General features: G+C 65.2%; 15 protein-coding genes. 1 reads left to right on the plus strand and 14 read right to left on the minus strand.

The annotated features are described in order from the left end of the window. Positions 1 to 8 precede the first annotated feature (8 nt). The 13 genes from M3G19_RS02720 to M3G19_RS02780 all read right to left on the minus strand — a co-directional run bounded on the left by M3G19_RS02720 (position 9) and on the right by M3G19_RS02780 (position 20,441). A complete protein-coding gene (locus M3G19_RS02720) occupies positions 9 to 443 on the minus strand; it encodes a hypothetical protein (protein WP_259900324.1) in 435 nt (144 codons plus the stop codon). After that, the gene (locus tag M3G19_RS02725; RefSeq protein ID WP_259900325.1) at positions 440 to 1,018 is read right to left on the minus strand and encodes a hypothetical protein; all 579 of its coding nucleotides are present in this window, start codon (positions 1,016 to 1,018) and stop codon (positions 440 to 442) included. Before M3G19_RS02725 ends, M3G19_RS02720 begins: the two co-directional genes overlap by 4 nt. Continuing rightward, on the minus strand, positions 1,015 to 2,109 hold the full coding sequence (locus M3G19_RS02730) for a TRAFAC clade GTPase domain-containing protein (RefSeq protein WP_259900326.1): 1,095 nt from the start codon (positions 2,107 to 2,109) through the stop codon (positions 1,015 to 1,017). Before M3G19_RS02730 ends, M3G19_RS02725 begins: the two co-directional genes overlap by 4 nt. Further along, the gene (locus M3G19_RS02735; protein WP_259900327.1) at positions 2,109 to 3,149 is read right to left on the minus strand and encodes a hypothetical protein; all 1,041 of its coding nucleotides are present in this window, start codon (positions 3,147 to 3,149) and stop codon (positions 2,109 to 2,111) included. Before M3G19_RS02735 ends, M3G19_RS02730 begins: the two co-directional genes overlap by 1 nt. Further along, on the minus strand, positions 3,149 to 4,957 hold the full coding sequence (locus M3G19_RS02740; protein ID WP_259900328.1) for a hypothetical protein: 1,809 nt from the start codon (positions 4,955 to 4,957) through the stop codon (positions 3,149 to 3,151). The genes M3G19_RS02735 and M3G19_RS02740 overlap by 1 nt, the downstream gene beginning before the upstream one ends. After that, positions 4,957 to 7,161 (minus strand): hypothetical protein, encoded by a 2,205-nt coding sequence (locus M3G19_RS02745; RefSeq protein WP_259900329.1) that lies wholly within the window; start codon positions 7,159 to 7,161, stop codon positions 4,957 to 4,959. The genes M3G19_RS02740 and M3G19_RS02745 overlap by 1 nt, the downstream gene beginning before the upstream one ends. Then, positions 7,161 to 10,025, minus strand: coding sequence for a hypothetical protein (locus tag M3G19_RS02750; protein ID WP_259900330.1), 2,865 nt, complete (start codon positions 10,023 to 10,025; stop codon positions 7,161 to 7,163). Before M3G19_RS02750 ends, M3G19_RS02745 begins: the two co-directional genes overlap by 1 nt. Beyond that, entirely contained in the window at positions 10,025 to 13,609 is a 3,585-nt protein-coding gene (locus M3G19_RS02755) for a tubulin-like doman-containing protein (protein ID WP_259900331.1), read from the minus strand. The genes M3G19_RS02750 and M3G19_RS02755 overlap by 1 nt, the downstream gene beginning before the upstream one ends. Positions 13,610 to 13,786: 177 nt before the next feature. Next, positions 13,787 to 16,750, minus strand: coding sequence for a hypothetical protein (locus M3G19_RS02760; protein WP_259900332.1), 2,964 nt, complete (start codon positions 16,748 to 16,750; stop codon positions 13,787 to 13,789). 25 nt (positions 16,751 to 16,775) lie between these two features. Then, entirely contained in the window at positions 16,776 to 17,438 is a 663-nt protein-coding gene (locus tag M3G19_RS02765; RefSeq protein WP_259900333.1) for a hypothetical protein, read from the minus strand. Between the two features lie 338 nt (positions 17,439 to 17,776). Then, positions 17,777 to 18,763 (minus strand): IS481 family transposase, encoded by a 987-nt coding sequence (locus M3G19_RS02770; protein WP_259900334.1) that lies wholly within the window; start codon positions 18,761 to 18,763, stop codon positions 17,777 to 17,779. Between the two features lie 86 nt (positions 18,764 to 18,849). Then, the gene (locus M3G19_RS02775) at positions 18,850 to 19,503 is read right to left on the minus strand and encodes an NAD(P)-dependent oxidoreductase (protein ID WP_259900335.1); all 654 of its coding nucleotides are present in this window, start codon (positions 19,501 to 19,503) and stop codon (positions 18,850 to 18,852) included. After that, positions 19,500 to 20,441 carry an EamA family transporter gene (locus M3G19_RS02780; RefSeq protein ID WP_396121733.1) on the minus strand — a complete coding sequence of 314 codons (942 nt, stop codon included), beginning with the start codon at positions 20,439 to 20,441 and terminating at the stop codon, positions 19,500 to 19,502. The genes M3G19_RS02775 and M3G19_RS02780 overlap by 4 nt, the downstream gene beginning before the upstream one ends. 16 nt (positions 20,442 to 20,457) lie before the next feature. On the opposite strand from M3G19_RS02780, the gene M3G19_RS02785 reads away from it, so the two are divergent. Then, positions 20,458 to 21,372: a LysR family transcriptional regulator gene (locus tag M3G19_RS02785; RefSeq protein ID WP_259900336.1), complete on the plus strand. Its 915-nt coding sequence runs from the start codon at positions 20,458 to 20,460 to the stop codon at positions 21,370 to 21,372. Positions 21,373 to 21,598: 226 nt separating this feature from the next. Here the strand turns inward: M3G19_RS02785 and M3G19_RS02790 are convergent, their stop codons facing one another. Next, positions 21,599 to 25,600, minus strand: coding sequence for a DNA-directed RNA polymerase subunit beta' (locus M3G19_RS02790; protein WP_259900337.1), 4,002 nt, complete (start codon positions 25,598 to 25,600; stop codon positions 21,599 to 21,601). Positions 25,601 to 25,611: the final 11 nt, after the last annotated feature.

Consider the following 25,611-nt stretch of genomic DNA (forward strand, 5'->3'; position numbering starts at 1 on the left):
TCGTTTTCCTACAGGTCCTGAACGGGCACAACGCCCAGTGCATTGAGGTGTATATCTGCCACGTGCAGCGGTGCCGCAGTGGGGTCGAGCGGCGGATCGGGGATGAACGTCCAGGCCACGATCGCGATGAAGGCAATCAGCAGAGCAAGACCGATGACACCGAGGATTTTGCTCCAAATCCGGGAGCGTCGCTGCTCAGTCTCCTGCACCTTCTCGTCGCGGGCGGCGGCAATGGTGTCCGCTTCATCCGTGCTCATCTGAGAAGGATTGGCCTGACCGGCCTGCTGGAACGGGCGCGGCCCACCGAACTGGTTCTGGCCGAAGCCACCTGCGGGTTGCGCCGGTTGGGCCGGGTTCGCGGGGTTGGCGTGCTGCGGGAACTGCGGCGTATTACCACCGGGCCCGAAGCCTGGCTGCGCTCCTGGGTTCATGCCGTTCGTCATCGTTGCGGCCCTTCTTCTCGCGGCGCGACCCCCTGATCGAATTTGTAGGGCGACGCGTACGGGTTGTCATTGTGCGGTTGCTGCTGCGGCTGGTACTGCGGGTACTGCTGACCCGGCACCTGCTGCTGGCCCGGCGCAGGTTGAGCTTCAGGCTGTGCCGAAGGCTGCTCGGTGGGGTGCAGTGCCGGCCACTGCTCCATCGAGGGTTGCGACTCAGCGGGCTGCGGTGCGGCTGGCTGCTGCTCAGGCTGTGCGACCTCGGGTTGCGCCGGCTGCTGCTCAGGCTGCGGTGCGTACGGCTGCTGTTCAGGCTGCGGCGCGTAAGGCTGCTGCTGCTCAGGCTGCGGCGCGTACGGCTGCTGCTCGGGCTGGGCCGGAGCGACGGGCTGCTCCGGGGCGGCAGTTTGATCAGTAGCCGCAGGTTGTGCCGGCTGCTGCGGAACCTCCGGGGCGGAGGCTGCGGGCGCGGCGGCGGCAGCGGCGGGGTCGGCGGACGTGGTGGTAGGTGTGGCGGCGGACGCGTCGGTGAGGCGGCGTTCCTCGCGGGCGAGCCAGCCTTGGTTGTGGTGGGTCATTGTTTTCCTCCCTCAAACAGGCCGTATTGGGCGAACATTTCGCGGATGGGGTCAAGGACGCGGAACGGGGCGATGCCCATGCGGGACACGCTGTCGCCTTCGGGGGAATCGCCGAGGGCGGAAACGGCGTGGCAGCTGTACGGAACGGGCTGGCCAGTGGGTGATTGGGTTTCGAGGAGATTGAGCATCTCCATGGCGCCGAGGGCGCTGAGCATGCTGCGGATCTCGAAGTGCATGGAACTGCGGTCGGCCCAATCGAAGGGTTCGTTGGGCGGGTTGGATTCGCGGCGGAAAGAGGCACCGTAGTTGCTCATGGCGGCCTGCCAGTCCACGGTCTGGCCCTGGATGCCGCCGCTGCCGACCTGGTCAACGTCGGCGAGACGCTGGAGCATGTCGAACTTGGACAGGGTGAGCGCGATGCCAGGCATGCGTTCGGGTGACATGAGCCGCAGGATGTTCTGCAGAATCATCGCGGGGTTTTCGCGACCGACTTCGTTGGTGGACACGGTGCCTTCAAGAAGCTGACGGATGCGGTTGACAGCCATCGGGTCGTAGAGGAACACAATGCGGTCGGCGTGGCGGAAGAACCCGAGTTTCGGCGCGCGCTCGGGGAAGCCTTCTTCGCGGAGGTCCTCGCCGGCGACGTCTTGGAGCACGAGGTAAATGCGCTGGTTGACCGGCTCATTATTGGCGGGGTTGACGCGGGGTTGCAGACCGAGGTCGTAGATGAGAGGGCGGTTCTGGTACGCGTCGGGGTTCGCTGACGGCGGGGTCGGCGGCATGAGTCCCATCTCTTCGAAGAGGGGGCGCTCGTAGTTTTCCTCGTAGGTGCGGCGCGTGTATTCGTCGGCGGCATTCAAAAAGCCACGGTTGACTGCCAACATATCGCGCAGCAGCTTGACGACGACCGCGATGTACAGACTCTTCCCTGACGAGCGAGCGCCGGCCATGGCCACGGTGAGGACACCGGAATTGATCCAGTTATCGGGCAGGTCGATTCCCTCGTGCTTCGGCGCGGAGCCGGAAGGGTCGAGGATTTCGAATGTGACCGGGTCTTTAGACGGGATCACGTACGGGACGTTCGGGTTCATCAGGACGTCACCCCCGCATCGATGGCGCCACGGAGAGAGTGAATGGCGTCGCGGTAGCTGCGGGCATCGCCTTCGGCGACGGCGCGGTGGAGGCGGTCATCGAAAAGCGTTGCTGTGATGCCGGCGGAGGTGGCGACCGGTCGCGGCGAGATGACGTGGACGGGTGCGCTGCGGCCGAGCAGGCGGGCCGGAACATCGTCGGAGATGGCGATGACGGCGGCCGTGGGCGAGATATCCGTCGCGTTGATCTCCCAGCCGATGTCGTTGCCGCGCAGCGCCTCAGTCGTCCCGGCGGGCACCTCAAGGGTGTCCACGATGCCGGGCACGGCCTGACCGGAGGAGGTGGTCAGATGCTTTGCGCAGCGCATGACGGAGACGGCATTGACAGCGAAGCTGAGCATCGCGTCCATCTGCTCGACGGTGGTGCTGCGCAGCATGGATGCGGACGAGTCGACGATGATGTGCACGGCGTCCGTGCTAGCGCCGCCAGCCGGAACAGTCGGGGTCGACCCGACAGTCGGTGCGGCGGAGTCGGAAGTGGCGGTGGCACCGGCGGCGGGCGCGACCGAGCTACCGGAATTGACGGAACTGACAGAACTAACGGAACTGACAGAGCTGCCACCGGTGTCGCCCACGTGGGGGCGGACGGCGCCCACTCCCCCGCCATCGCCGCCGATGACGCGCACGCCCGTGGCGGTGGGAAGGAGGGTCAGCGGGGTGAAGGTGTCGCGGGCTGCGACTTTGAATGGCGGGAGGGCCAAGTCCACGAGTCCATCGGCGGTGTCGCGGGCTTGGACGCGGACGTAGAGTTCGGCGCGGTTGCCGAAGACTTCATTATCCGGCCGCACCTCGATGGCGGCGGGGCCGTTCAATTCGCGCAGGGCGTAGCGGTCGCCGGTGCGAGGCAGCTCGGTCTCGCCGTTGTAGGCGCGGAAGCGGCCGCCGTCGTTGAGCTCCATGACCAGAATCGCGCGGAACGGACCGCCGTCAGTGGCGAATTCGTACTCTTCGCCGTGCCCCATGCGTTTCTCAAGAGCCATTACCGGTCTCCTTTCTGGTTCGCGTACCCGCGGGTGTTCTGCGTCAGCGATTGGATGACGCGGCTGAGGAACTGCTCGGTGCGTTCGATACGCAGGGCAGCGAATGCGTCGGGCAGTGCGCTGACGGCGTGCGCGGCCAAGGCGGTGTCCTGCGCCGAGTCGGGCGCGGTGAGGAAGAAGTCTTCCCAGGTGCGGAGGGCCACGGCATCGACGTTGGACTGGCTCGGCACCGCGCGGGCAGAGATGCGCCCCGCCAGGTCGATGAGCTGGCGGATCGTCTCGGTCCGCTGCTGGGGATCAGCAGTGATCACGGGGTACTGCAGCTGGTTGAATGCGGCGGCGGCAAGCGCGGCGCCAATGAGGTAGCAGGCAGTGTCCGGGCTGAGCTTTTCCACACCGGTGTGGCCGGCGTGACGCAGAGCGCGGTAAATGTCGTCGCTGCCGAGCCTTTCCATGACGTCGGTGATGTCGTCGCCGGCGAAGACCTCTTCGATCTTCTTGTTGGCCACGAGGCTGACAAGGCCGGCGGCAGCAGAGTCGGGGCGCAGGTTGAGGGCACCATGCTGCATCATCTCGGTGATGGGACTGTCAAGGTTGCCGAGGGCACCGAGGCCGTCGACCAGCATGTCGCGGTCAAAAGCGCCGATGGCTTCGGCGTCGGTGACGTAGTTGATCAGCAGGGTGCCGTCGCCTTCCCAGTGCTGCAACGTCTCATAGACGGAGCCGCGGAGCTCGTCGAGGCGGGGTTCGTCGATAAGCTCTTTGCTCACGAGCGTCGGGTAATCCTCGGCGAGAAACTCGCTGGGTTCGCTGATGTCAATCGCGAGCTGGTTGAGTTCGGGCTCGATATTCTTGCGGCGGTGCGCGAGCGCGAGTTGCGCAAGGCCTGCACCGAAGCTCGCCGACGCTTCCTCAAGCGAAGCGAGCTTATCGACGGCTGCTGCCGCCTGACTTCCCGACGTGTACAGCTCGGCAGTCATGCGCGACCAGTCGGTGACCGGCTGTGCGCTGGCGTCCTTCTCCGGGTCGATGACGGTGAAAGCGGGGTTGGAGGCGAAAAGCTCTGCGTCTTCGACCGGGCCCGCGATAAGCGCGGCGACCCCGGGTTCGTGGGAGACCCACTTCGCCGCATCGATGGAGCGTGCGCGCTCGAAGGTGCTCACGCGCAAGCCCAGGCGCGCGGCCTGCGGAGTCATGGTGGTGGACACGGCGTAGATCCAGAATGCGGCCTGCGTGTCCGACGGGGTGAGCAGCACCGGAATGGTCTCAGGATCCTCCAGCGCCTCCTGGATCTTGTACACCACGCCACGACGGTCGCCCTGGACCTCGGTGATGAGCTGCCAGAGGTTAGCGACATCGGGAAGCGGGCCGCGTGCGGGCTCGTCGAGCGACTGATCGAGCTGGACAGAATTGACCACCGGGGCGCGGAACGGTGCCGCGAGATCCGGGGAGCGGAACCACGCGATCGGGTACTGGGAGGCGAGCGGCTCCTGCGGCGCGTGGTCCACCACACCGTGGGTGAACACATTGCCCGGGCGGCCGGTGGCGTCCTTGCCGGCGGGAACGGACTGCACGAACACGCCGTGCGCCGGGTGCGGGATGTACTCGAAGCGGCGCGGCAACGCCTCGATTTCTTCGCCGCCGATGAACTCGTTGACCTCCTGGATCGGGGTCAGCGAGATCGCGGCGGCGGAGCGGATCAGCTCGATGTCGTCCGGGTCCGCGTTCACTGTCGGGCCAATCGACCAGCCACCGGAGCTGGACGTGTTGGAAAAGGACGCGTACGTCGCGTGCGCAAAGCGTGCCATTACTGCATACCTCCGGTTTGCTGGAAATTGGTGGTGAACCAGAGGGAGGCCACATTCGGATCCCTCAGTGCTACCTCGGATTCCCCGTTTTCGGGCTCGTCCGCTATGAACAGGCGGAGCCACCCGTGTCCGCGGGCGACCAGCTGCGGGTCGACGCGCCAGTACTCGAAGCCCGGGGTACCGGGTTGCAAGTTCTGGGGGTACAAGTGCTCCGCTGTCATTATCGGCTTGTAATCCTCGACATGGCTACCGTTGATCTTGCTCACACGAACAGGCTCACCGTCATTCGGCTCGAGCGGCAGGCGCTCCGGGTGGTAGCGCAACGTGAAGCGGCGGTAGCGGGACTCCTCGTTCTCGGAATAGACGAACAGGTAGAGACCGCCATCGGGGCCGACGACGAACTCGTAGCGGAAGTGGCGCAGGCCGCGGTACGGGATGATCGTGGTCCTGCCCCATTCACGCTGACCGGCGTGCATGCGGCTCGGAACGAGCACCACATCGCGGGCGCCGCGCATCTGCACGCGCATGCCGCCCTCGCTGCGGTACTCCTGCTCGTCGATGGTGGTCATCGGTTTCATGTCGGCCTGACGCGGATCGATCTTGCCGCCCTCCCCCGGCTCGGCGAGGAAGGCGGCGACTTCGTGCGCCTGCTCTGGCCAGCCAAAGGTGATCAGCTGAGCGATAACGCGCTCCTCGATGCGCGCGGCGGGAATGGTGCCGACGCGAACGTAGCTGGTGGAGGTACCCACGCGGGCCTTATTGCCCACGACGCTGACCGGGGTAATGACGACGGTGTACCAGTCGTCCGGCCATGCGAAGTCTGCGGCGTCTTTCGCCTCGGCGATGTCGTTGACCCAGGAGGACACCGGTAGACCGAAGCCTTCGAGCTGGTCGGTTTCGACGACCTTGTCGGAGAGACCTTCGGCGGGGTGCTCGCGTGTGCGGTAGATCCGCACTTCGCCCGAATTGGGCAATTCCCACCGGACGTTGAACTGACCGTTGCCCACGGACTTGTCCAGTTGAATGTCCGCGTCGACTTCCACAACCTCGGCGGTGATGTCGATGGTGAAGATTTCGGAGGACGGACTCTTTTTCACCATGCCATTGACGCTGACCTCGCGGATCGCCTGCACGGCGTAGGTCAGGCCGCGCTGTGGCGGGGTCCAGCGGAAGCCGTTGACGTTGCGGCTGGACTGGCTGACCTCGTGGGAGCGGCGGGTGAGCCGGCGCCTTTCTTCCTCCGGCGCGATGTAGACGGCGACGCGGTCAGTGTGGCGGAATTCCGCCCACTTGCCGCTCACTTCGCTGCCATCGAAGTTGAGCTCGATGTGCTCGACCGGGCGGACGTAATAATCCTCACCGACCAGTTTGGGCTGGCTGCGCAGGGCGACGATCTCGTTGGCGCCTTCGTTGAGCCACACTTGGTAGTAGCGGTAGGAAAACGACAGCGGTTCCGGGTCGTCGAAGAATGTGCCGTTCGTGGCGACGCGCTGGATGCCTTCGGCTGGGTCGCGGTCGAAGGCTTCTTCGTCGCTGACCACACGGAAGATCTGCACCGGCTGCGCGTCGTAGCCTTCCGGCAGCGCCCATTTGACGTGGATGTGGCCTTCATCGTTGGCCTTGGCACGAACTCCTCCACCGTCGATGACGGTGAGGTCCTCGAGCAGATCGAGTGCCTCGAAGTCGTCCTCCAACAGGTCCAGTGGGTGCGCCACATCCGCCTCGGGCGCAGGAGCCGGCGTCGGCGTCGGTGCCTGAGGCTGCGCCGGGGCTGCATGCCTGCCGTATTCAGCGCTCGAGCCCGACTGCTGTTGTGGGGCTTGCTGCGGCTGTTGCGGCTGCGGTTGTCGCTGTGGCTGCGGCTGCTGTCGGGCCTCCTGCTGCGGAGTCTGTTGCTGCGGGGCCTGCTGTTGTGGGGCTTGTTGCTGCTGCTGCGGCGCCTGCTGCTGGCTGGGAGCGTTGCGCTGGGCATTGGGCAGGGGCTGGCTGGGGGTGGTCAGGTCGGGGCCTAGCGGTGTCTGCAGGGGCAGGCCGGCGCCGTCGAGCATGAGCAGAAGGTCCAGGGCCTCGGCCCACACGCGGGTGTTGGGGGTGGATTCGCCGTGGACAAGGTGGCGAATGAGCTCCGCTTCTGAAGGGACGGGATGACCCGTCTGCGCCTGGACAGCATTGCGCCAGGCGATGGCCATATCAGGAAGCGCCATTAAATATCACCTTCGCTCGGGAAATCGACGGCCGAGGAGCCACCCGTTCCCGGAGTCCAACGGGACGAGTCGCCGCTGCCGCTCGTGGAGTGACGGCCCGCGGTGGGCATCTCGCGGTCAGTGCCGTAATTGTCTTCGACGTAGCCAGAGCCCGGCAGGACAATATCTTCGGTGTTCTCCACCGCATTGCCACCATTGGCGGACAGGGTGATGTCGCCCGCCTGGGCATTGCCGCCGACCTGGACGAGCACCTCGGTGCGGCCGACCGGATCGCGGGGGCTGGAGGAGACACTGTGGACGCTCAAGTCGCCGTCGACGACAGAGGCGGAACGGCCGCGGCTAGCAGATGCCATGAAGTGGCTGCTGAAGTGGCCACGCGGGGCGTCGTCAAGCAACTCTCCCTCGAGCGCGCGGGACGGGCCGCTGTGCGCGGACGCGACGCTGCCCAGCAGCTGGCCGCTGAACGGGCTAGTGCTGGCGCGCAACTCGTCGGCGACCGGCTGCCACTTCGCCCCCGTGCGGTCGCGGGAGGAGAACTCGGGCGAGGTGACGTAGCGGGCCATACGGTCCAACGGCGACGTGGTGTTCTTGCCGCGCTGGCTGGACAGGTGGTCCCAGCGGTCGTCGTTAGTGGGCTGGAACAGCTCGCTGTACGCGCGGGCCATGCCGGCCGACACCGCCTCGCCGAGCCAACCCTCGTGGTAGAGGCCGTTTTTGTAGTGCGCCACGACATTCGCCACCGCGTCGGGCTCCGGCGAAGCATCGGCGAAAACGACATTGCGGGGCATGCGGTTGCTGGGCTGCGCGGCGATATTGCGTTCCGTCTTCACGCGCCCGAATGGGCGGTTGACCAGCTCGCCGAGCATTTGCGTGACGGAGAGGAACTGCGGGTACGCCTCCTCGATCCGCACGAGCGCGACTTCCGCATTGCGCAGGTTGTTCGTCGCCGCTTTGACGCGGGCTTCCTGGCTCTTGCGCAAGTTGGCCAGCTGAACCTGGTCGCGTGTTTCGAAGCTGACCTGCAGCAGGAAGAAAATCAGCCAGACCAGTATCCAGATGCCGAACATCCACGCCAATGTCGACGCGGGCGCGTCGTTCAGATTCTTCACCCACCACATCTGGGAGAAGATCGCATCCGCGATGCCGGCATCGCCGGTGGCAATTTTGTCCTGCGCCTTCTTCATCACCAGGTGGCCGATGAGCCACAAGAGCAAGAAGAAGCTTAACGACGTCGTGGCCACCCACCCCATGAACCGGAAAGTCTTCGCAGCACCACCGGTCTCCGGGGCTTTCACTCCGCGGCTGAGACGCTCGAGTTCAGCGCGGGCGGCGTCGACCTGGCGTTCGCACTCCACGCGGATATTGCGCAGTTCCTCACCGACGTGGCGGGCGAAACTGCCGCGCTCAGTGCTCTTCCACCGCTCGAAATCGTTGTGGAGCTTGCCGGTGTCGAACACGCCGTTGGTGTCTGCGGAGTTCAGGCGCTGCTCGTAAGCGGCGATCGCTTCCGGGTCGTAGGGGGCCAAAGAGTCGGCGCCCATGACATCGCGGAGACTCGGATCGTCGATACGCATTGCCTGCTCGGGTGCCGGGATCACGTCGCGGGCGCTCGCCGCCACAGTGATGTGGTCGGAAGCGGGCTGACGCACAACCTGCGGGGTTGCGGTGTTCTGTTTGAACGGATCCATCGGACGCGCTTTCGCGTCCAGCATGGTCAGCGCGAAATTCTTGTAGCCGTTCCACATCGGGTGCATGGTCGCCGCAATCTGGTTGCGGTCGGCCTGCTGCGCCTCCTGGGAGATCTGCGCCGGAGCACCCTGCAGGTGCTTCATGCTGCCGATCACCGCGGAGGAGTCCGTGCCGTAGACGCGCTGCAGACTCGCCGAAATCTGGTCGGAAGCACCGCCGCGCAGGTCGTTGAAGAAGTTGGCCGGAGTGTTGATGAGAGTCTGCCACCAGATCTGGCGCAGCTCCCGGGAGGCCTGCTTATTGCTCAGCTCGCGGTCACGCTGGGTTTGCGCGGACTCACGGACGGGCATCAGACCATCGCGGTACATGCTCAAGAACTCGTCGGCGGCCGCGCGGGAGAACTGTGCACGGTCCTGCGGGTGCTCCACCACAGCGGTGCCGCCGTCGGCACGGTACAGACGCGGGACCGGGTTGACCTCGGTGTCGAAAAGAGCCTGGCGCAGCTGGTTTTGCACCACCTCTCCGTCGACGCGACGGAAATAAGCGCGGGTGAGGCGGAAGTGAATCGGCGATGCAGTGCCGCGCAGCTGCTCCACTGGGCACTCGGAGGCACCGTCCCACAGACCGAACAGCGAGCACAACGTCGTGGCCACCAGCAAGGTGTAGGTGTTCTCGCGCTCACCGGCAGACACCGGCACCGCATGGTCGGACGGGGCATCGGACTCTTCCGGCGCCACAAACAGATTCACGTAGCCGCGGACGATATCAACGTCAGTTGCCTCTGTCTCCCCGGCGCGGCCGGCGAGCACGTTGACGGGCAGCGGGTTCAGGTCCGATACAGCGTCGGAAATGTTCTGCAGCTCGTCGTCGCGGATATTGTCCTCGCCGTTTTGGGCGTTGATGAGACAGAGGGCGAAGCGCTCGTTATAGCCGCTGGCCAAAAGCCGGGCGAAGCTGTCGGTGGTGGAAGGGGTGGCGTCCACGCGGCCGTCGATAAGCAATGCTTGGTCCATCGGGCCGCTGAATGCGTCGATGTCCACCCAGATCGCGCGTCCGATGAGGTGCAGGGCCTCCAAATCCTGGAGAGCCTGGCGGAGCGCGGCGCCGAAGCGGCCGCGACCGACGAAGATGGGCACGCACACCTGCGAAGCAGCGGCACGGAACGTGTCAGCCATTAAATGTCATCCTCTCCCGGCATGGTCGGCATGCTTGTCGGGCGCGAAACCGAACCGAGGTCGAGCTCAGGGGCTTCCTCGAGGGCGCTGTGCTTGAGACGGTCCGCCTCGTCCAGCATGTGCATGATCGTGTCAATGACCTCGTAGACATCCAGCGCGACATCAGCGAAGAGCGGGATGCGGGAGGCGAGCTCGCGCGAATCGACGTCCGCGACCGGGCGGGATGCCTGGACGGAGAGCTGGTCGCGCAGGAGCTTGTCCGTGGGCACGTACTCCATGGCGATCTCGCGCTGGCGCGACAGCCAGGTCTTCACCGCGGCGAGGCGCTCTTCCGGCGTGACCTCGGGGCCGGTGCCCTTGACCATCAGGCGGTCGCCGCTCTTGCGTTCGCCGGTAGCCAGCCACTTCGCCAGCAGGCGGGTGCCGTGCAGCGTGCGGCCGATCTCCGACGGGTTCTCCGCATTGTCGTACAGCCCGCGCATGACTCGGTACGGGCGGTAGCTATCCAAAAGCGGCGTCATGCCTGCCTTCGTCCACGCCAGCGGGGCGGACTCGATGACGGCCGGCAACCAGTCGAACACATTGCGGAACTTCGACGGCGGGGTGAGCAGCGGGTCCGGGAAGGACACCCAGCCGTGGTTGCCCTCGGTGTCGTCGTACACCTTCACCGGGCTGTTGTTGTCCGGAGTGTCCAGGGTGGCCGGGAAGTCCATGTAGCCGATGATGCGGCCGATGTACCAACCGCCGACGAATGCGCGACGCTCCGCCTCGCTCATCGGGACTGCAGCCTGGATCGGGCGTGCACGCTTAGCGCGCCAGAACTCCTTGCGGGCGTCCTTCAGGCTGTCCCACTGATCGCGGATCGGGCGCAGCAGGGAGCCGAAGACCACCGGCACGTAGTTCGGGTAGGAGCCGAAGATGTCGATGGAGCGCTCCTCGCCCTGGTTCTGCAGGGCGTCGCCCAACGGCCTCATCGGGTCCGGCAGCTTGACGTTGGGGAAGTTGACCACTTCGTCAGCGAGCAGCTGCGCGGACTCGTCGCCCTCGAGCGGGACCTTGGAGAAGTTGAACGCGTAGCCCACCTCGTCGCCGTACAGGTTGCGCACCAAGTTGTCGTCGATCTGCGCGAGTGGCAGCGCGTTCTTCATCGCCTCGGTGAACTTGGAGGCCAGGCGCTGCTGACGTGCCCGGCGCTCGTGGTCCTGCAGCGTCGGCGACGTGACGTAGCTGCGCAGCGAGGTGGAGATGAAGTCGTAGAAGGAGAAGCCGCGGCGCTGGATGTACATGCGGGAGCGCTCCAGGACCTCTTCGGCACCAATGCGCACCGAGAACTGGCCCAGCTTCGGGTCCAGCAGCTCCGTCGGGTTATTCGGGTCGCGCGTGAAGTTCATCGGCACCCACGGACCCGTGAGAACGATCAGGTCCTCCGGTGCCTGCTCCGCGCCCTCAAGCGCCGACCATGCGCCGCTGACCACGGAGGAAGCAGCGCTGGAGATCGCGTTGGAGTAGGAGTCTGCGTTGGTGGCGTTCTGAATGTCGTGGACGTACTGGCGCGGGAAATCCTCGATCTCGGTGAGGAAGATCTCGTTCGCCGCCTGGGAGAAGCGCGGCGGCACCATGTCGGTGTCCTCCGGCCACAACTGCGGCACGTTCGTCTTCAGCTGCGCGACGCCCAGGTCCTTGTCGTTGTTGAGCGACAGCTCGTGCTCGAGATCGGTGTGCTCGGTGGTCATCGCCTTCTGCAGCGGGCCGATGAAACGGTCGATGAAGTCGGTCAGCGTCACCATGACGAACTCGGACATGCGTGCCTGCGCGCGGTGGCGGAGCTGCTGACGCGCGTTGCGGACGATGTCTTCCATGTACTGCTCGGCGCTGACGATCTTGCCGCGCGCATTCATCATCGCGCGCTCAGTCTCCGGGTGGAGGGCGAGGCGCTGCTGTCCGCGGGCCGCCTGCTCGAGCTGCGGGAGCACGTCGCGGGAGAGCATGTTCTTGATCGCATCGAGCACCGTCGCGCCGTACGGCAGGCCGAAATTGCCCACCTCGCGGCGGATGATGTCCAAAAATCCTTCCTGCAGGTTACGCTGGTTCGCCCAGTTGTAGGCGGCGGCGTAGAAGTCCGCACCGTTGTCGGCGGCGACCTGCTGGTCGAGGACATTCAGCGCACCGACGACTTCCGGCGCCCAGTCGCGCCCGCGGCGGTTATTCGGCTGCGGGACCTGGTGGCGGAGTGTCTCCGCGTACCTATTCGCCCAGCGGTCCATCTCTGCACCGAAGGTGCGCCACAGCCAGTCGCCGACGTTCTCGCCGAAAGGGATCACCGTGGTGCGCGCCTGGATCTGACGCCAGTTGGTGTCCACGCGCTGCTTGATCTGCTCGTCGCCGGACGCCGGGTTCGTCGGGTCGATGTGCCCGCGCACGAGCTTATCGACGGCCGAGCGTGCCAGCCTTTGCGCCGAGTACTCCGCGTAGCGGTCGCGGCCCATGGACAGCTGTGCGTAGCCGAAAGAGCCCCACGGGAGGTTGTTCTTGTTCTGCACACCCCAGCCGTAGGTGTTGTCGCGTGCCTGGAGGCCACCCTGGTTGCCGAGGTTGAACTGGGTGAAGCGGCCCATCGCCGCCTCGTCCATGAGCAGCGACGCAAGGCCACGGCCAAGTGCGCGGTAGACGGTGCCAGGCTTACCGTCGCCAAGCTGCGCGCCCTCTGCACCGGAGTGTGCGCCGACCGGGAAGACACGGGAGATCGGCACACTCTCGTCGCCGAGGTTCACGCCGAGCTGTTCGAAGAGACGGCGGTCAGTCTCGGTGGCCGCACCCATCTGTGCCGCAGCCATCTCGCCGAACATCGCCATCGCGTTCGGGTTCGCGCCCATCACCTGGTCCTGCGGAATGCCGCTGAAGATATCCGGGGTGAAGGCGAACATGCAGTTGCGGCCCACGCTCGCCTTATCCAGCGAGGTGAGCAAGCGGCAAACATCGATCGCCATGGATGCGCCGGCACCGCCGGACATGGAGGTGACCACGATGATCAGCGGCACGTCCTTGCCCGCGTTCACTGCGGACGACGCGCGGCCGGTCAGCGCAGTCTGGACGCGGCTGAGCTCACTAGCCGTGCCCGGCTGGTTCAGCGCCGCCCACGCCTTTTCCAGCTCTTCCTGCACTTCGCGCAGCTTGCTCAGGGTGAGCATGCGGCCAATGGAGCGGTACTGGCCTGCACCCGCGGAGATCGGTGTGGTCTCCGCCCCCGGGTTGCGCAGCGCCCACGAAGAAATCGTCCCCAGCTTCTTGCCGCTGGCCAAACGCGCCGACACCGCAGCATCAACGTTGGCGTAGCGGCCGGAGGAGCCGACCGAAATGTAGCGTCCGCCCGCCTCCTGGACGTTCTGCAGGTTCTTGCCCGCGGACTCCGGCTTGGTGGGCACATCCAAGGACACGAACTGCCATGCGTCCGGCAGCTTCACATCCTTCGGCGAGACGTATTCGTCGGGGAGACGCTCCGCCAACATCGTCTTCAGCTGGTCCATCATGAACGCCAAGGTCTTAGCGCCCGAACCGCCGCAGCCGACGACGAGGACTCTTTCCATGAGGGGGTGCTCCTTTAAATGGGTTTAGCTTCTAGCTCACTGATGCTTGTGCAATCCGGTTATTCAGTTATTCGTTTTCAATTGTGAAGATTCCTGCTCCCAATCATGGCCGTTGTGCGGTTCGCCCGCAGCCCGGCTGAGTGATTTTCTCGATTGCTCCAAGTGGGTTCACAGTCCTTACTGCGGCGGCGGCCCCCACGGGGCCCCTGCTCCACCACTGCCCGGCTGCGGACCTGCGCTCGGCGGCCCCCACGGAGATTCACCGCCGAAATCCTGACCGCCTCCTTGCGGCGGGACCCAACCGGCACCGGCAGCACCGAAGTCGGTCTCACCCGGCGGGGCGAATCCGCCGCCCTGGTCGAACTGGCCCGGGGCCGGCTCGGCGGACGGAAGACGTTCGGCCAGTGCGTCGGCAAGCGCAGGTGCTTCCGTAGCAATCTCGTTTTGTAGCTGCTCCTGCGCGGCCGGTGCGATCGGGATGCGCGGGAACGCAACGACCTCGATGTCGTCACCGGACTGGCTCGGCGCGTGAACGAACCAGGAGTCCTGCACCGCCAGCGGCAGCACCGCGTGGCCGTCCTTCTCCTTGCCGTCGCCGGCGATCGACGGAGTGGACACGATGACATTCGCCGCGGTCAGCGGGTTGATGGAGAAGCTTTCGACCTTAGCTTGCGCACGGCCGGCCTGAACAGATCGCGGTCCTGGCTGCATCTGGCGCGCCGCTGCATCGGTCGGGTCGATCATCGGGTGCGTCTGGCCGTCGTACGACCAGGTGCCGCCGGCACTGCGGGTCATGCGGAACGCCACCGGGCCCACCGCCGGATCGCTCGGGATCTTGGAGGTGAGGTAGCGCACCAGGTACAACAGCAACAACGGCAGCAGCAGGCCGAGGAGCAGCGCCAGGATGAAGGTCACCACGGCGACGCCCTTGGACACGGGCACCTTGGAGTCGATCTTGGTGGCCACGTCGACCACGCGCTCCTCGCCGCCGTTCTCGTCGGCGATGTGGACCGGCAGCGTGCCGTTGGCGATGAGCTGCGCGCGCTGTTCAAACGTGAAAGTCAGCGGCAGTTCAGCAGTGTCGCCGCTGGCAGCGGTCAGCGCGGAGTCCTTCGAGTTGTGCTCCGAGTCGACGGTCACCGCACCGAGTTCGTCGAATCCGTGCTCGACCTGCTGGCCACCCTCGACCCAGACGCGGCCCGGGCCGGAAACCGGCACATTCACCGTGACTTCTTCGCCCTCGGTGACCACGTCGATCTGGCCGGGCAACTGCGGTAGGTTCTGCACGGCGACGCTGAGCGCGGTATCGCCCTGCAGCGGGGACAGCGTGGTGCCAGGCTTGCCCTTCGCCCCCGCAGTCGTGATGGTCACTTCCGCCTTGACACGGCCGGATGCGGGCGCGTCGGGGATCTTCGATGCCGGGATCTCGACGCTGCCGGAGGAGAAGTCCGCCTTCTCCTCGAGCGTGACCGGGTCACCGCCGCCGCTCGGGACGAACTCGACTGTGCCTTCCGCCTTGCCCTCCGGATCGACCTTCTTGCCATCGGGTCCGGTCAGCGACACGACCAGGTTGCCGTCGTCCATGACCTTGAGGTCGTTCTTGCCGCCCTCATCGTCGGTCTTCGCCGCATCGTTGGCACCGTCGGCGCTGAAGGTGACATTGAGCTCCGGCACCATCTCGACGAGGTTGAACACCTCGCCGTCCTTTTCTGCCTCCGGCGCGATGTCGATGAACCGCATGGACCATTCGCCAACCCAGTCCTTGTCGCCGGTCTTGTTCAGGGCGCCGTCGGCGCTCTGAACCGCGTCGTTGCGCGCCTCCCAGACGACCTTGCCGCCGCCGGCATTTTCCTCACCATCGCCTTCCATGACGACCTTGTCGCCGTTCGGCGCAGTCATCTCCAGCTTCGCGTCCGGACCGAGATCGTCACGGCCCACAGCGCTGAAGCGGACAGAAGTAATCGAGTTGTCCAAGACGAACGTGAACGGCTCATTCGCGTTCGTGGTCTGGCCAGCCGAACCGCCGGTATCCAGCGCGGAGCGGAAGGCGGCGAAGAGATCGCCCACCTTGTTCGCCGGGTAGAACGCACCGTTACGCGGCTCCTTACCACAGGTGATGCCTGCGGCTTCGCCTTCGGTAATGGCCTGGAACAGGTCGAAGTTCTCGTTGAGCTGCGGGTTGGTCAGGCCGATGCCGACGTGCGTGACGCCTGCGGCGCGGAGACGGTCAGCGACGCCGTTCGGGCGGCACAGGTTGTCCTCTGCACCCTTGTCGTCGCCGGTGGCAAGTTTGCCGTCGGTGAAGGTGACCAACAGGCGGCAGGGATCCTCGCCCGGGGAGTTGAGCAGGTCGTCGCTCGCGCCTTCCAGCGCGGCGTTGTGGTCAGTGCCCTTGGTCTCCTCCGTGCGCTTCTCAAACGTCTGGATCTGCTCGTAGACGTCTTGCTGACTATCCTCCGTCAGCTTCATCCAACCCTTGTAGCCCTCGCCCGGGTTGTTCAGCTCGTTCTTGTAGGTGTGGCCGAAGCCTGCGATCTTGATATTCGTGGTGAGATTCTGATCCTCGCTCTTCTGGAGCAGGATTTTCGCGAAGCTCTGCGCGGCAGGAATGCGGAAGTGGTCCGGGTCCGCGCCCGGCTCACCTTCGATCTTCTTGCCGTCGTCCCACCGGTTGACCAGACTGTTCGTCTCGTCCATCAGCAGCAAGACGTCGAGTTCGTCGTTATTAGCCAAGCACGCACCCAGCTGGCCGAGCGCATTGTCCCCGCCTTCGGCCTGCACCGCGTTGCCCGTCGGCTTGTCCGACTTATTCCCCGGCTTATCAGCCGATTTATCGCCAGGCTTTTCAGTAGGTTTGTTGCCCGGCTTCTCCGTGGGTTTGTCAGTAGGTTTGTCACCGGGCTTCTCAGTAGGTTTGTCGCCAGGCTTGTTGCCCGGCTTCTCCGGCTTCACACCGCCTTCCGGTTTTCCGCCAGGCGAGAGAGGCCCGTTTTCCAGCGGCTTGAACGGCTGCCCTTCTTGTGCGGAGGCCTCGAGGGTGCCGAACGCTCCGAAGGCACTGGTACCCAGGGCGAGGACACCGGCGGCTGCGACGGCGGTGGCCCGGCGGGCCAGGGCCGCGATCTTGTTGTTCTTCGTCATTGTGATCGTGTTCTCCTCGCGGCGCCTAGAGCCTGCCTACCCACAGGGCGATGCAGAGCGACGACAAAATAATGGCGATGAGCAGTACCGCCAGGGTGGCCCAGTACAGACCTTGCTTCCATCCGACAATCGAATACATGCCGTTGGCACGACGTCGGGTGTCCTCGGAGAAGTAGAAGGCCAAGGAGGACACACCCACAAGGCCAGCCAGCGCCCACGCGCCGAAAGCCATACCCGCGTAGGTGCCGGAGATCGGGGAAATGTCACCCAGCAGCAAGATCACGGTCATCACCAGCGCGATGATGCCGAGGGCCAGACCCGGCACCAGCCAGGTCGCCGGTGCTGAGGACGGCTCCAGCGGCGACGCTCCACCAGCCGGTTCTACTGAACCAGGCGCGCCTGGGAGCGGGCCGGAATAGTCGCCTTCAGTCGCAGGCGCGAAAGGATCCGACGGCGGTGCGGCGAAAGGATCCGTGACAGCACCAGTGCCAGCACTACTTGGCGAACCCCACGGGGAGGACGCACCACCCGTACTGGGAGTCGGTGCCGGGGCGCTCTGTCCAGGGCTGCCCCACGGCGAATCTGCTGCAGAAGAGCCGGAGCCCCACGCGCTAGATCCACCTGAACCTGGATTACCGGACCCCGGTTGCGGGAATCCCCCGCCAAACGGCGGCTGCTGGTTGGTCATTCATGCCTCCTCTACAAAGCGCTGATCCGCACGAACATCCCGGGCGTAGAGGAGGAGCCCGAGAGATTCGCACGGACAGCACACTTTCCGCCCTGTACTTTACCGAGATCTCATGATTCGGCAGGCCGAACTGAGAAGAAGATGAGTACCCGGGATCCCCTTCGCTAAGACCAAGCAACCCCGAGAAGTTCGCGCCACCAAGCGTTTGTTCAGACACGCAAACAGAGTGGGTGAAGTAGAGAGCGACAGCATGAATGCCTCCACGCCCCCATTACGGCGGAAATTCTGCCGAAAATCGTCCCACTCGCCTTAGCCGCCGTTACCCGAGGCCAAAGGCACTAGGTGTACTGACCGGGTACGTTGGTCAAGCGTGAGAAGGGCGGCTGGTTCCCGCAAGCGGTGTGGGGCCGGTGGTGGTTGTAGTAGTGCAGCCAGCCGTCGAGTTCTCCGCGGCGTTCGGTCTCGCTGGTGTAGCAGCGGGCGTAGGCCCAGCCGTCGGCCAGGGTGCGGTGGAAGCGTTCGATCTTCCCGTTGGTCTGCGGCCGATAGGGCCTGGTGCGCTTGTGCCGGATGCCGAGCTCGTGGCAGGTGTCCCGCCACAGGTGTGAGCGGTACGCGCCGCCGTTGTCGGACAGGACCCGCTCAACGGTCACCCCGCGTGCGTTGAACCACTCGACGGCCCGAACGAGGACCGCGGTGGCGGTGAGGACGGTTTCGTCGTCGTGGATCTCGGCGTAGGCGACGCGGGAATGGTCGTCGATGACGGTGTGGACGTAGGCCTTGCCCATCAACGGGTCGCTGTACTTGTTCTTGGGCTTGCCCGGGGTGGCGGCGCGGTTCTTCTCGCCCTGCTGGCGGCCGACGTAGCGCCAGCCGCCGCCGTCGGGGATGTTGCCGAGCTTCTTCACGTCGACGTGCAGCATCGCCCCGGGGTGGTCGTGCTCGTAGCGGCGGACCGGCTCCCCGGTTGCCCGGTCGACATGCGAAAGCCGGTTCAGGTGCGCGTCGACGAGGATCCGGTGAACCGTCGACGGAGCGATCCCCAGCCGACAAGCGAGCTGCACGGGTCCTTCTCGAAGACGGAGACGGAGCTGGATGCAGCGCTTCGTCGTCTTCGCGTTGGTCTTGTTCGGCGAGTGATGCGGCCGTGACGAGCGGTCCTGCATCGACTGGCCGGCGCGATAGCGGTCGGCCCAGCGCTTCACAGTGGGCCAGGAAACCTGGAACCGGGCGGCGACCTCGCTGATCGGCCAGCCCTGGTCGACCACGAGCTGGCCGACGATCAAGCGGTGGCGCGGGGTCAGTGCTGCGTTGGCGTGGAGCAAGAGCGTCCCCTTGGAATAGACGGAGGGGGCCGATAGCTCGACCCCCTCACGGTTGTTAGCGTGGATTCCTCTGTGGACCGCTGGCCCTAGGCCAGACCCTTTGCCAGCTCGATGGCGGTGAAGTGATGTACAGCACTGGGCTGCTCGAGCTCGTCGAGCACCGCTAGGGCCAGGTCCGCAGGGGTGATCCGCGACGTGCCATCGTGGTTGATGAGGAGCGTGTCACCGCTACGGCGATAGGCGCCGGTTCCCTGTCCGGGCTCGAAGACTGCCGACGGACTCAGGTAGATCCAGTTCTGGTTCGGATGTTCGGTACACGCGTTGAACTGGTCGAGGCTGGCCGACGCGACGTCACGCCACTGGGTCGGCACGAAGGCGGGGTCGTCCAGGACGAGCAACTCTCGATCGTGAGGTGAGCGCAAGGGCGCTGCTCCTCCCACGACCAAGACCCGGACCCCCGCGACGGCGGCGTGGTCGAGGACACGGCTGGTCAGCGGAGCCACACGGCTTTCGTCGCCGGGGGCCATGCGCACGGCGAGCACGACGGCGTCTGCGTCGTTCAGGACGGGCTGCAGGGGTGCCTCGAGGTCTGTCAGATCGAGACGAGTGACGGTGGTATGCGGGTCGTTGGTCTCCTGTGGGTTCCGCGATACGGCAGTGACGTGGTGGCCGCGGCGTGTGGCCTCCTGCGCGATCGCTGCGCCGGCCATGCCGGTGGCTCCGAGAATCGTGATGTTCATGAATTGTCCTTTCGACGATGGGTGGGTGCGGGGAGCTGGCCACAGACCATGGCGGCCAGGGCGATCGCGAAGCCGAGGTACTGCTCGGCTCCGAGGTGTTCGTGCGCGATCAGGACACCGAGCAGGGCGGCGACCAACGGTGAGAGAAGTCCCAGGAGGGCTGTGGACGTGACGGGCAGGCGTCGGATGCCGGTGAACCAGAGGCTGTAAGAGACCAGTGCCCCGACCAGGCCGAGCCAGGCGTACCCAAGCCAGCCACGACCGGAAATCACTGCCGGTGGCCCCTCCACCAGCAGCGCCGGGATCGCCAGCAGAAGGCCGGCGGCCGTCAGCTGCCAACCGGCCAATGCGATGGGCGAGACACCTTGGGGGAGCTTCCACTTCTTGGTCAGGACCACGCCCATGGCCATGGCCCCTGTGCCACCGAGTCCTGCAGCCACACCCACCGGGTCCAGGGCGGCGCTCGGCCCAAGGACCACGAGAGCCACCCCCACGACACCCACGACACCCCATCCCAGGCGCCAGCCGGAGAGTTGCTCGTGGAGGACAGCCACGGCCAGCAGGGCAACGATGATGGGCTGCACCGCACCCAGCGTGGCCGCGACCCCGCCCGGAAGACGCTGCGCCGACAAGAACAGCAGGGGGAAGAACGCGGCCATGTTCAGACCGCCCAACACGAAGCTCTTCCACCACCACGAGCCGCGCGGCAGCTGCCTCGACAGGCCCACCGCGATGATCCCTGCCGGCAGCGTCCTCATGAACGCGGCGAACAAGGGGTGTCCGGCTGGGAGGAGGTGGGTGGTCACGATGTACGTTGTCCCCCACGTAGCGGGGGCCAGCGCCGTCAGACAGGTCCACAGCAACGAACTGCGGGCCCCATGGGAAGAAGTGTTCACAGATCCATTGTCAGTCGCCCACCAGCGGTGAGTCCAACACATTGTTCTCACCCAAACAATGACCTACAATCATGGTTTAGTGGAACTCCAACAGCTCAGGTACGTCGTGGCGATCGCCGAGGAGCGCAACTTCACGCGAGCAGCAGAACGCTGCTTCGTCGTGCAATCAGCACTGAGCCACCAGATCAAGGCCCTCGAACAGGAACTCGGCACGGCACTGTTCGTGCGCTCATCCCGTCGGGTGGAGCTGACCGCCGCCGGCGAAGCCTTCCTCACGGAAGCACGCGCCAGCCTCGCTGCCGCCGACCGTGCCGTGGCGGTCGCTGCCGAGGCCGTGGGCCAGGTCCGCGGAAGCCTATCGGTAGGTGTCATCCCGACGGTCACAGCCGTCAGCGTGCCCGACATCATCGCGGCCTTCCACGCCAGCCATCCCCACGTGGACCTCACCGTGCGGGGCGGGGGAAGCAATGAGTTCATGCGCGACCTCGGCAGCGGGAGACTCGACGTGGCCTTTCTCGGCTTGGACGCCGACGTCGCCCCAGCGTCCGGACTCACCGCGCACGAGATCGCCCGAGGGCGTCTCGTCGCCGTCATGGCGTCACAACACCGGCTAGCGCACACGGGCACCCTGGCCCTGGCTGACTTGGTCGACGAGACGTTCATCGACTTCCCGGCCGGGTCACCAGGCAGACTCCAAGGCGATCGGGCATTCGCTGCCGCAGGCCTTCAGCGCCGCGTGGGCTTCGAGGCGATGTCGACCGAGTTCATGCTCGCCCTCGTCGAACGTGGGTTGGGCGTCTGCCTGCTGCCCGTCGAATGTGTGCCAGCTAAGCCAGCGCTGCGAGCAGTTCCCGTGGCCGATGGCCCCTGCCGGGCCGAGTACGTCGCGTGGGGCTCTTTCAATCCGAGCCCCGCGTCTCGGGCGTTCATCGAACAGGTCAAGGAATCAATCGCCCTGCACATGGTCGGCTGATGCCGGTCCCATCGATCAACGTCTCCGGTCCGTACAACTAGAAGACCATGTTTCGGATGCGCTACGCTACCGTTTTTACACGTTCTACGCGACCATTTTTACATCTTCCAAGCGTCCATTGAAGGACACGAAAAGCCCGGCTCCCCTCCCCCACTCACCCCGCGGGAAAGTGCGGGGGTCGGGGGGCGGGAGCCGGGCTCGTCGTTAAGCGCGGGCGTTTAGGCGCTTAGAACTGATCGAAGCCGTACTCGTCGAGCGGCACGGACGCGCCAGTGAACTCGCCGTAGCCTTCGTCGCCGTAGATCGAATCGCCGAAGGACGGGATCGAGTAGGCGGCGGAACGTGCGGCCTCCGTCGGCTTGACGGAGATGTTGCGGTAGCGCGAGATACCCGTACCAGCCGGGATGAGCTTACCGATGATCACGTTCTCCTTGAGGCCGATCAGCTTGTCGGAGCGCTTGTTGATCGCGGCGTCGGTGAGCACGCGCGTCGTCTCCTGGAAGGAGGCGGCGGACAGCCACGACTCGGTCGCGAGCGACGCCTTGGTAATACCCATGATCTCACTGCGCAGCTCAGCCGGCTCGCCGCCCTCGGCAACGGCCTGGCTGTTGATCTGGCGTGCCTCGGACAGGTCGACCAGGGTGCCCGGCAGGAACTCGGTCGCACCCGCATCGATGACGGTGCCGCGGCGCAGCATCTGGCGGATGATGATCTCGATGTGCTTGTCGTGAATCGACACACCCTGGGTGCGGTAGACAGCCTGAACCTCGTCGATGAGGTGCTTCTCCACACCGCGGCGGCCGAGGACCTCGAGCACGTCGTGCGGATCAGCCGCACCGCGCAGCAGGCGGTCGCCGACCTTGACCTTGTCGCCGTCCTTGAGGGAACGCTCGATCATGGCGTCCGGGTTGGACTCCATCGGGCGGCGTACCTGAGCCAGGCCCTGGCGCTTGGACAGCTTCTCGTAGACCACGTCGTCGGAGCCGTCCTCCGGGTGGATGGTCAGGGTCCAGAAGTTGCCCTCGTCTTCCAGCGAGATCTCGCCGGCGACAGACGCGATCGGGGCGCGGTTCTTCGGCACGCGGGCCTCGAACAGCTCCTGGACACGCGGCAGACCACCGGTAATGTCGCCGCCGACACCACCCTGGTGGAAGGTACGCATGGTCAGCTGGGTACCCGGCTCACCAATCGACTGGGCCGCGACAATGCCGACAGCCTCGCCGATGTCGACCAGCTTGCCGGTCGCCATGGACTTGCCGTAGCACTTCGCGCAGACACCGGTCGGAGTCTGGCACGTCAACACGGAGCGGACCTTGACTTCCTTGACACCGGCCTCGACCAGGGTGTCGATGCGTTCCTCGGACAGGTCGTTGCCTGCCTCGAGGATGACCTTGCCGTCGGCGTCGGTGGCGTCCGACGCCAGCACGCGGCCGGACACGGAGGTCTCCACTAGATCGTGGCGGACGTGGTTGCCCGTTCCTGTCGCTTCTGCGACAGGAACCTTGACACCCTGGTGGGTGCCGCAGTCATCCTCGCGGACAATGACATCCTGCGCCACGTCCACGAGACGGCGGGTGAGGTAACCGGAGTCAGCGGTACGCAGAGCGGTATCGGCCAGGCCCTTACGGGAACCGTGAGAGTTGTTGAAGTACTCCATCACGGACAGGCCCTCGCGGAAGGAGGTCTTGATCGGACGGGTGATGTACTCACCGCGGGAGTTCACGACCATGCCCTTCATGCCGGCCAGGGTCCAGATCTGGCGCATGTTACCGGCAGCACCGGACTTCACGATCATCGGAATCGGGTTGTCGTCCGGGTACAGGTCCTCGACAGCCTGACCCACCTTGTTGGTGGCATCCTGCCACAGCTCCACAAGACGGTCGTAGCGGTTCTCTTCGGTAAGAGCACCCTTCTCCCAGAACTTGCGCTCGATCTCTGCGGCTTCCTTCTCGTACTCGTCCAAGATCTCGGTCTTGTTCGGGAGCACGAGCACGTCGGACATGGTGATGGTGATGCCCGAGCGGGTCGCCCAGTAGAAACCTGCGTCCTTGAGCTTGTCCATCGTCTGCGCGACGGTGATCATCGGGTACTTCTCCACCATGGCGGAGATGATGTCGCCGAGCAGGACCTTGCCGGAGCCGCCGCCCTTACGGACCATGGCGCCTTCCTGGTACGGGAAGTTGAACGGCAGCATCTCGTTGAACATGATGCGGCCGAGCGTGGTGTCCGCCGTCCAGGTCTGGCCCTTCTCCCAGCCGTCCGGGAACTGCTCTGCCTCGATCTCGCGCGTCGGACGCAGGTGGCTGATGCGCACCTTGATCGGGGCCTGCAGGCCCAGCACACCGCGGTCGTAGGCCATGATGGCCTCGCGGTGATCGGAGTAGGTGCCGCGCTCCGGGCCGTTCTCGTCGGCCGGTGCGTATGCGCCCTGGCCACCGATCTCGCTCTCGCTCTTGACCATGGTCAAGAAGTACAGGCCGGTGACCATATCCAGACGCGGCATAGCCAGCGGCTTACCGGATGCCGGGGACAGGATGTTGTTGGAAGACAGCATGAGGACACGTGCCTCAGCCTGTGCCTCAGCGGACAGCGGCAGGTGGACAGCCATCTGGTCGCCGTCGAAGTCGGCGTTGAAGGCCTCACATGCCAGCGGGTGCAGCTGGATGGCCTTACCCTCGACCAGGACCGGCTCGAAGGCCTGGATACCCAGGCGGTGCAGCGTCGGTGCGCGGTTGAGCAGCACCGGGTGCTCGGCAATGGCCTCTTCGAGCACGTCCCACACCTCGGGGCGCTGACGCTCGACCATGCGCTTGGCGGACTTGATGTTCTGCGCGTAGTCGTTGTCGACCAGGCGCTTCATCACGAACGGCTTGAACAGCTCGAGAGCCATCAGCTTCGGCAGACCGCACTCGTGCATCTTGAGCTGCGGACCGACGATAATCACCGAACGGCCGGAGTAGTCCACACGCTTACCAAGCAGGTTCTGACGGAAGCGGCCCTGCTTACCCTTGAGCAGGTCGGACAGGGACTTCAGCGGACGGTTGCCCGGACCGGTGACCGGACGGCCGCGACGACCGTTGTCGAACAGCGCGTCAACGGACTCCTGCAGCATGCGCTTCTCGTTGTTCACGATGATCTCGGGCGCACCGAGATCGATCATGCGCTTGAGGCGGTTGTTGCGGTTGATCACGCGGCGGTACAGGTCGTTCAGGTCGGAGGTGGCAAAGCGGCCACCGTCGAGCTGAACCATCGGACGCAGCTCCGGCGGGATGACCGGGATAGCGTCAAGGATCATGCCGGCCGGGTCGTTGCCGGAACGCTGGAACGCGGCGACGACCTTCAGGCGCTTGAGTGCGCGGACCTTCTTCTGGCCCTTGCCCTCAGCGATGATCGTGCGCAGCTCCTCGGACTCAGCGTCCAGGTCGAAGTTGCGGATCAGGGTCTGGATCGCCTCGGCGCCCATGCCGCCAGTGAAGTAATCCTCGTAGCGGTCAACGAGCTCCTCGTAGAGGTTCTCGTCGATGACCATCTGCTTAGGGGCGAGCTTGATGAAGGTGTTCCAGATCTCGTCGAGACGCTCGATCTCGCGCTCACCTGCCTCGCGCATGTGCTGCATTTCTTTGTCGGCAGCGTTCTGAACCTTCTTGCGCGCAGCGGCGGTGGCGCCCTCGGACTCGAGTTCGGCGAGGTCCTCCTCGAGCTTCTGGGCACGGTCCGCGATCTCGGACTCGGTGTCCTGCTCGACTTCCTTCTTCTCCAGGATCATCTCCGCCTCGAGGGTGGACATGTCGTTGTGACGTGCCTCCTCGTCGACGGACGTGATGATGTTCGCGGCGAAGTAAATAATGCGCTCAAGGTCCTTCGGCGCCAGGTCCAGCAGGTAACCCAGGCGGGACGGAACGCCCTTGAAGTACCAGATGTGCGTGACCGGAGCGGCCAGCTCGATGTGGCCCATGCGCTCGCGGCGCACCTTGGACTTGGTCACCTCGACGCCACAGCGCTCACAGATGATGCCCTTGTAGCGGACGCGCTTGTACTTGCCGCAGGAGCACTCCCAGTCGCGGGTCGGACCGAAAATGCGCTCGCAGAACAGGCCGTCCTTCTCCGGCTTGAGGGTGCGGTAGTTGATCGTCTCCGGCTTCTTCACCTCACCGTGCGACCAGCGGCGGATGTCTTCGGCGGTGGCCAGGCCGATGCGGAGCTCATCGAAGAGGTTTACGTCAAACACGTAAATGCCCT

Source organism: Corynebacterium sp. p3-SID1194 (assembly GCF_025144155.1).
GTDB lineage: Bacteria > Actinomycetota > Actinomycetes > Mycobacteriales > Mycobacteriaceae > Corynebacterium.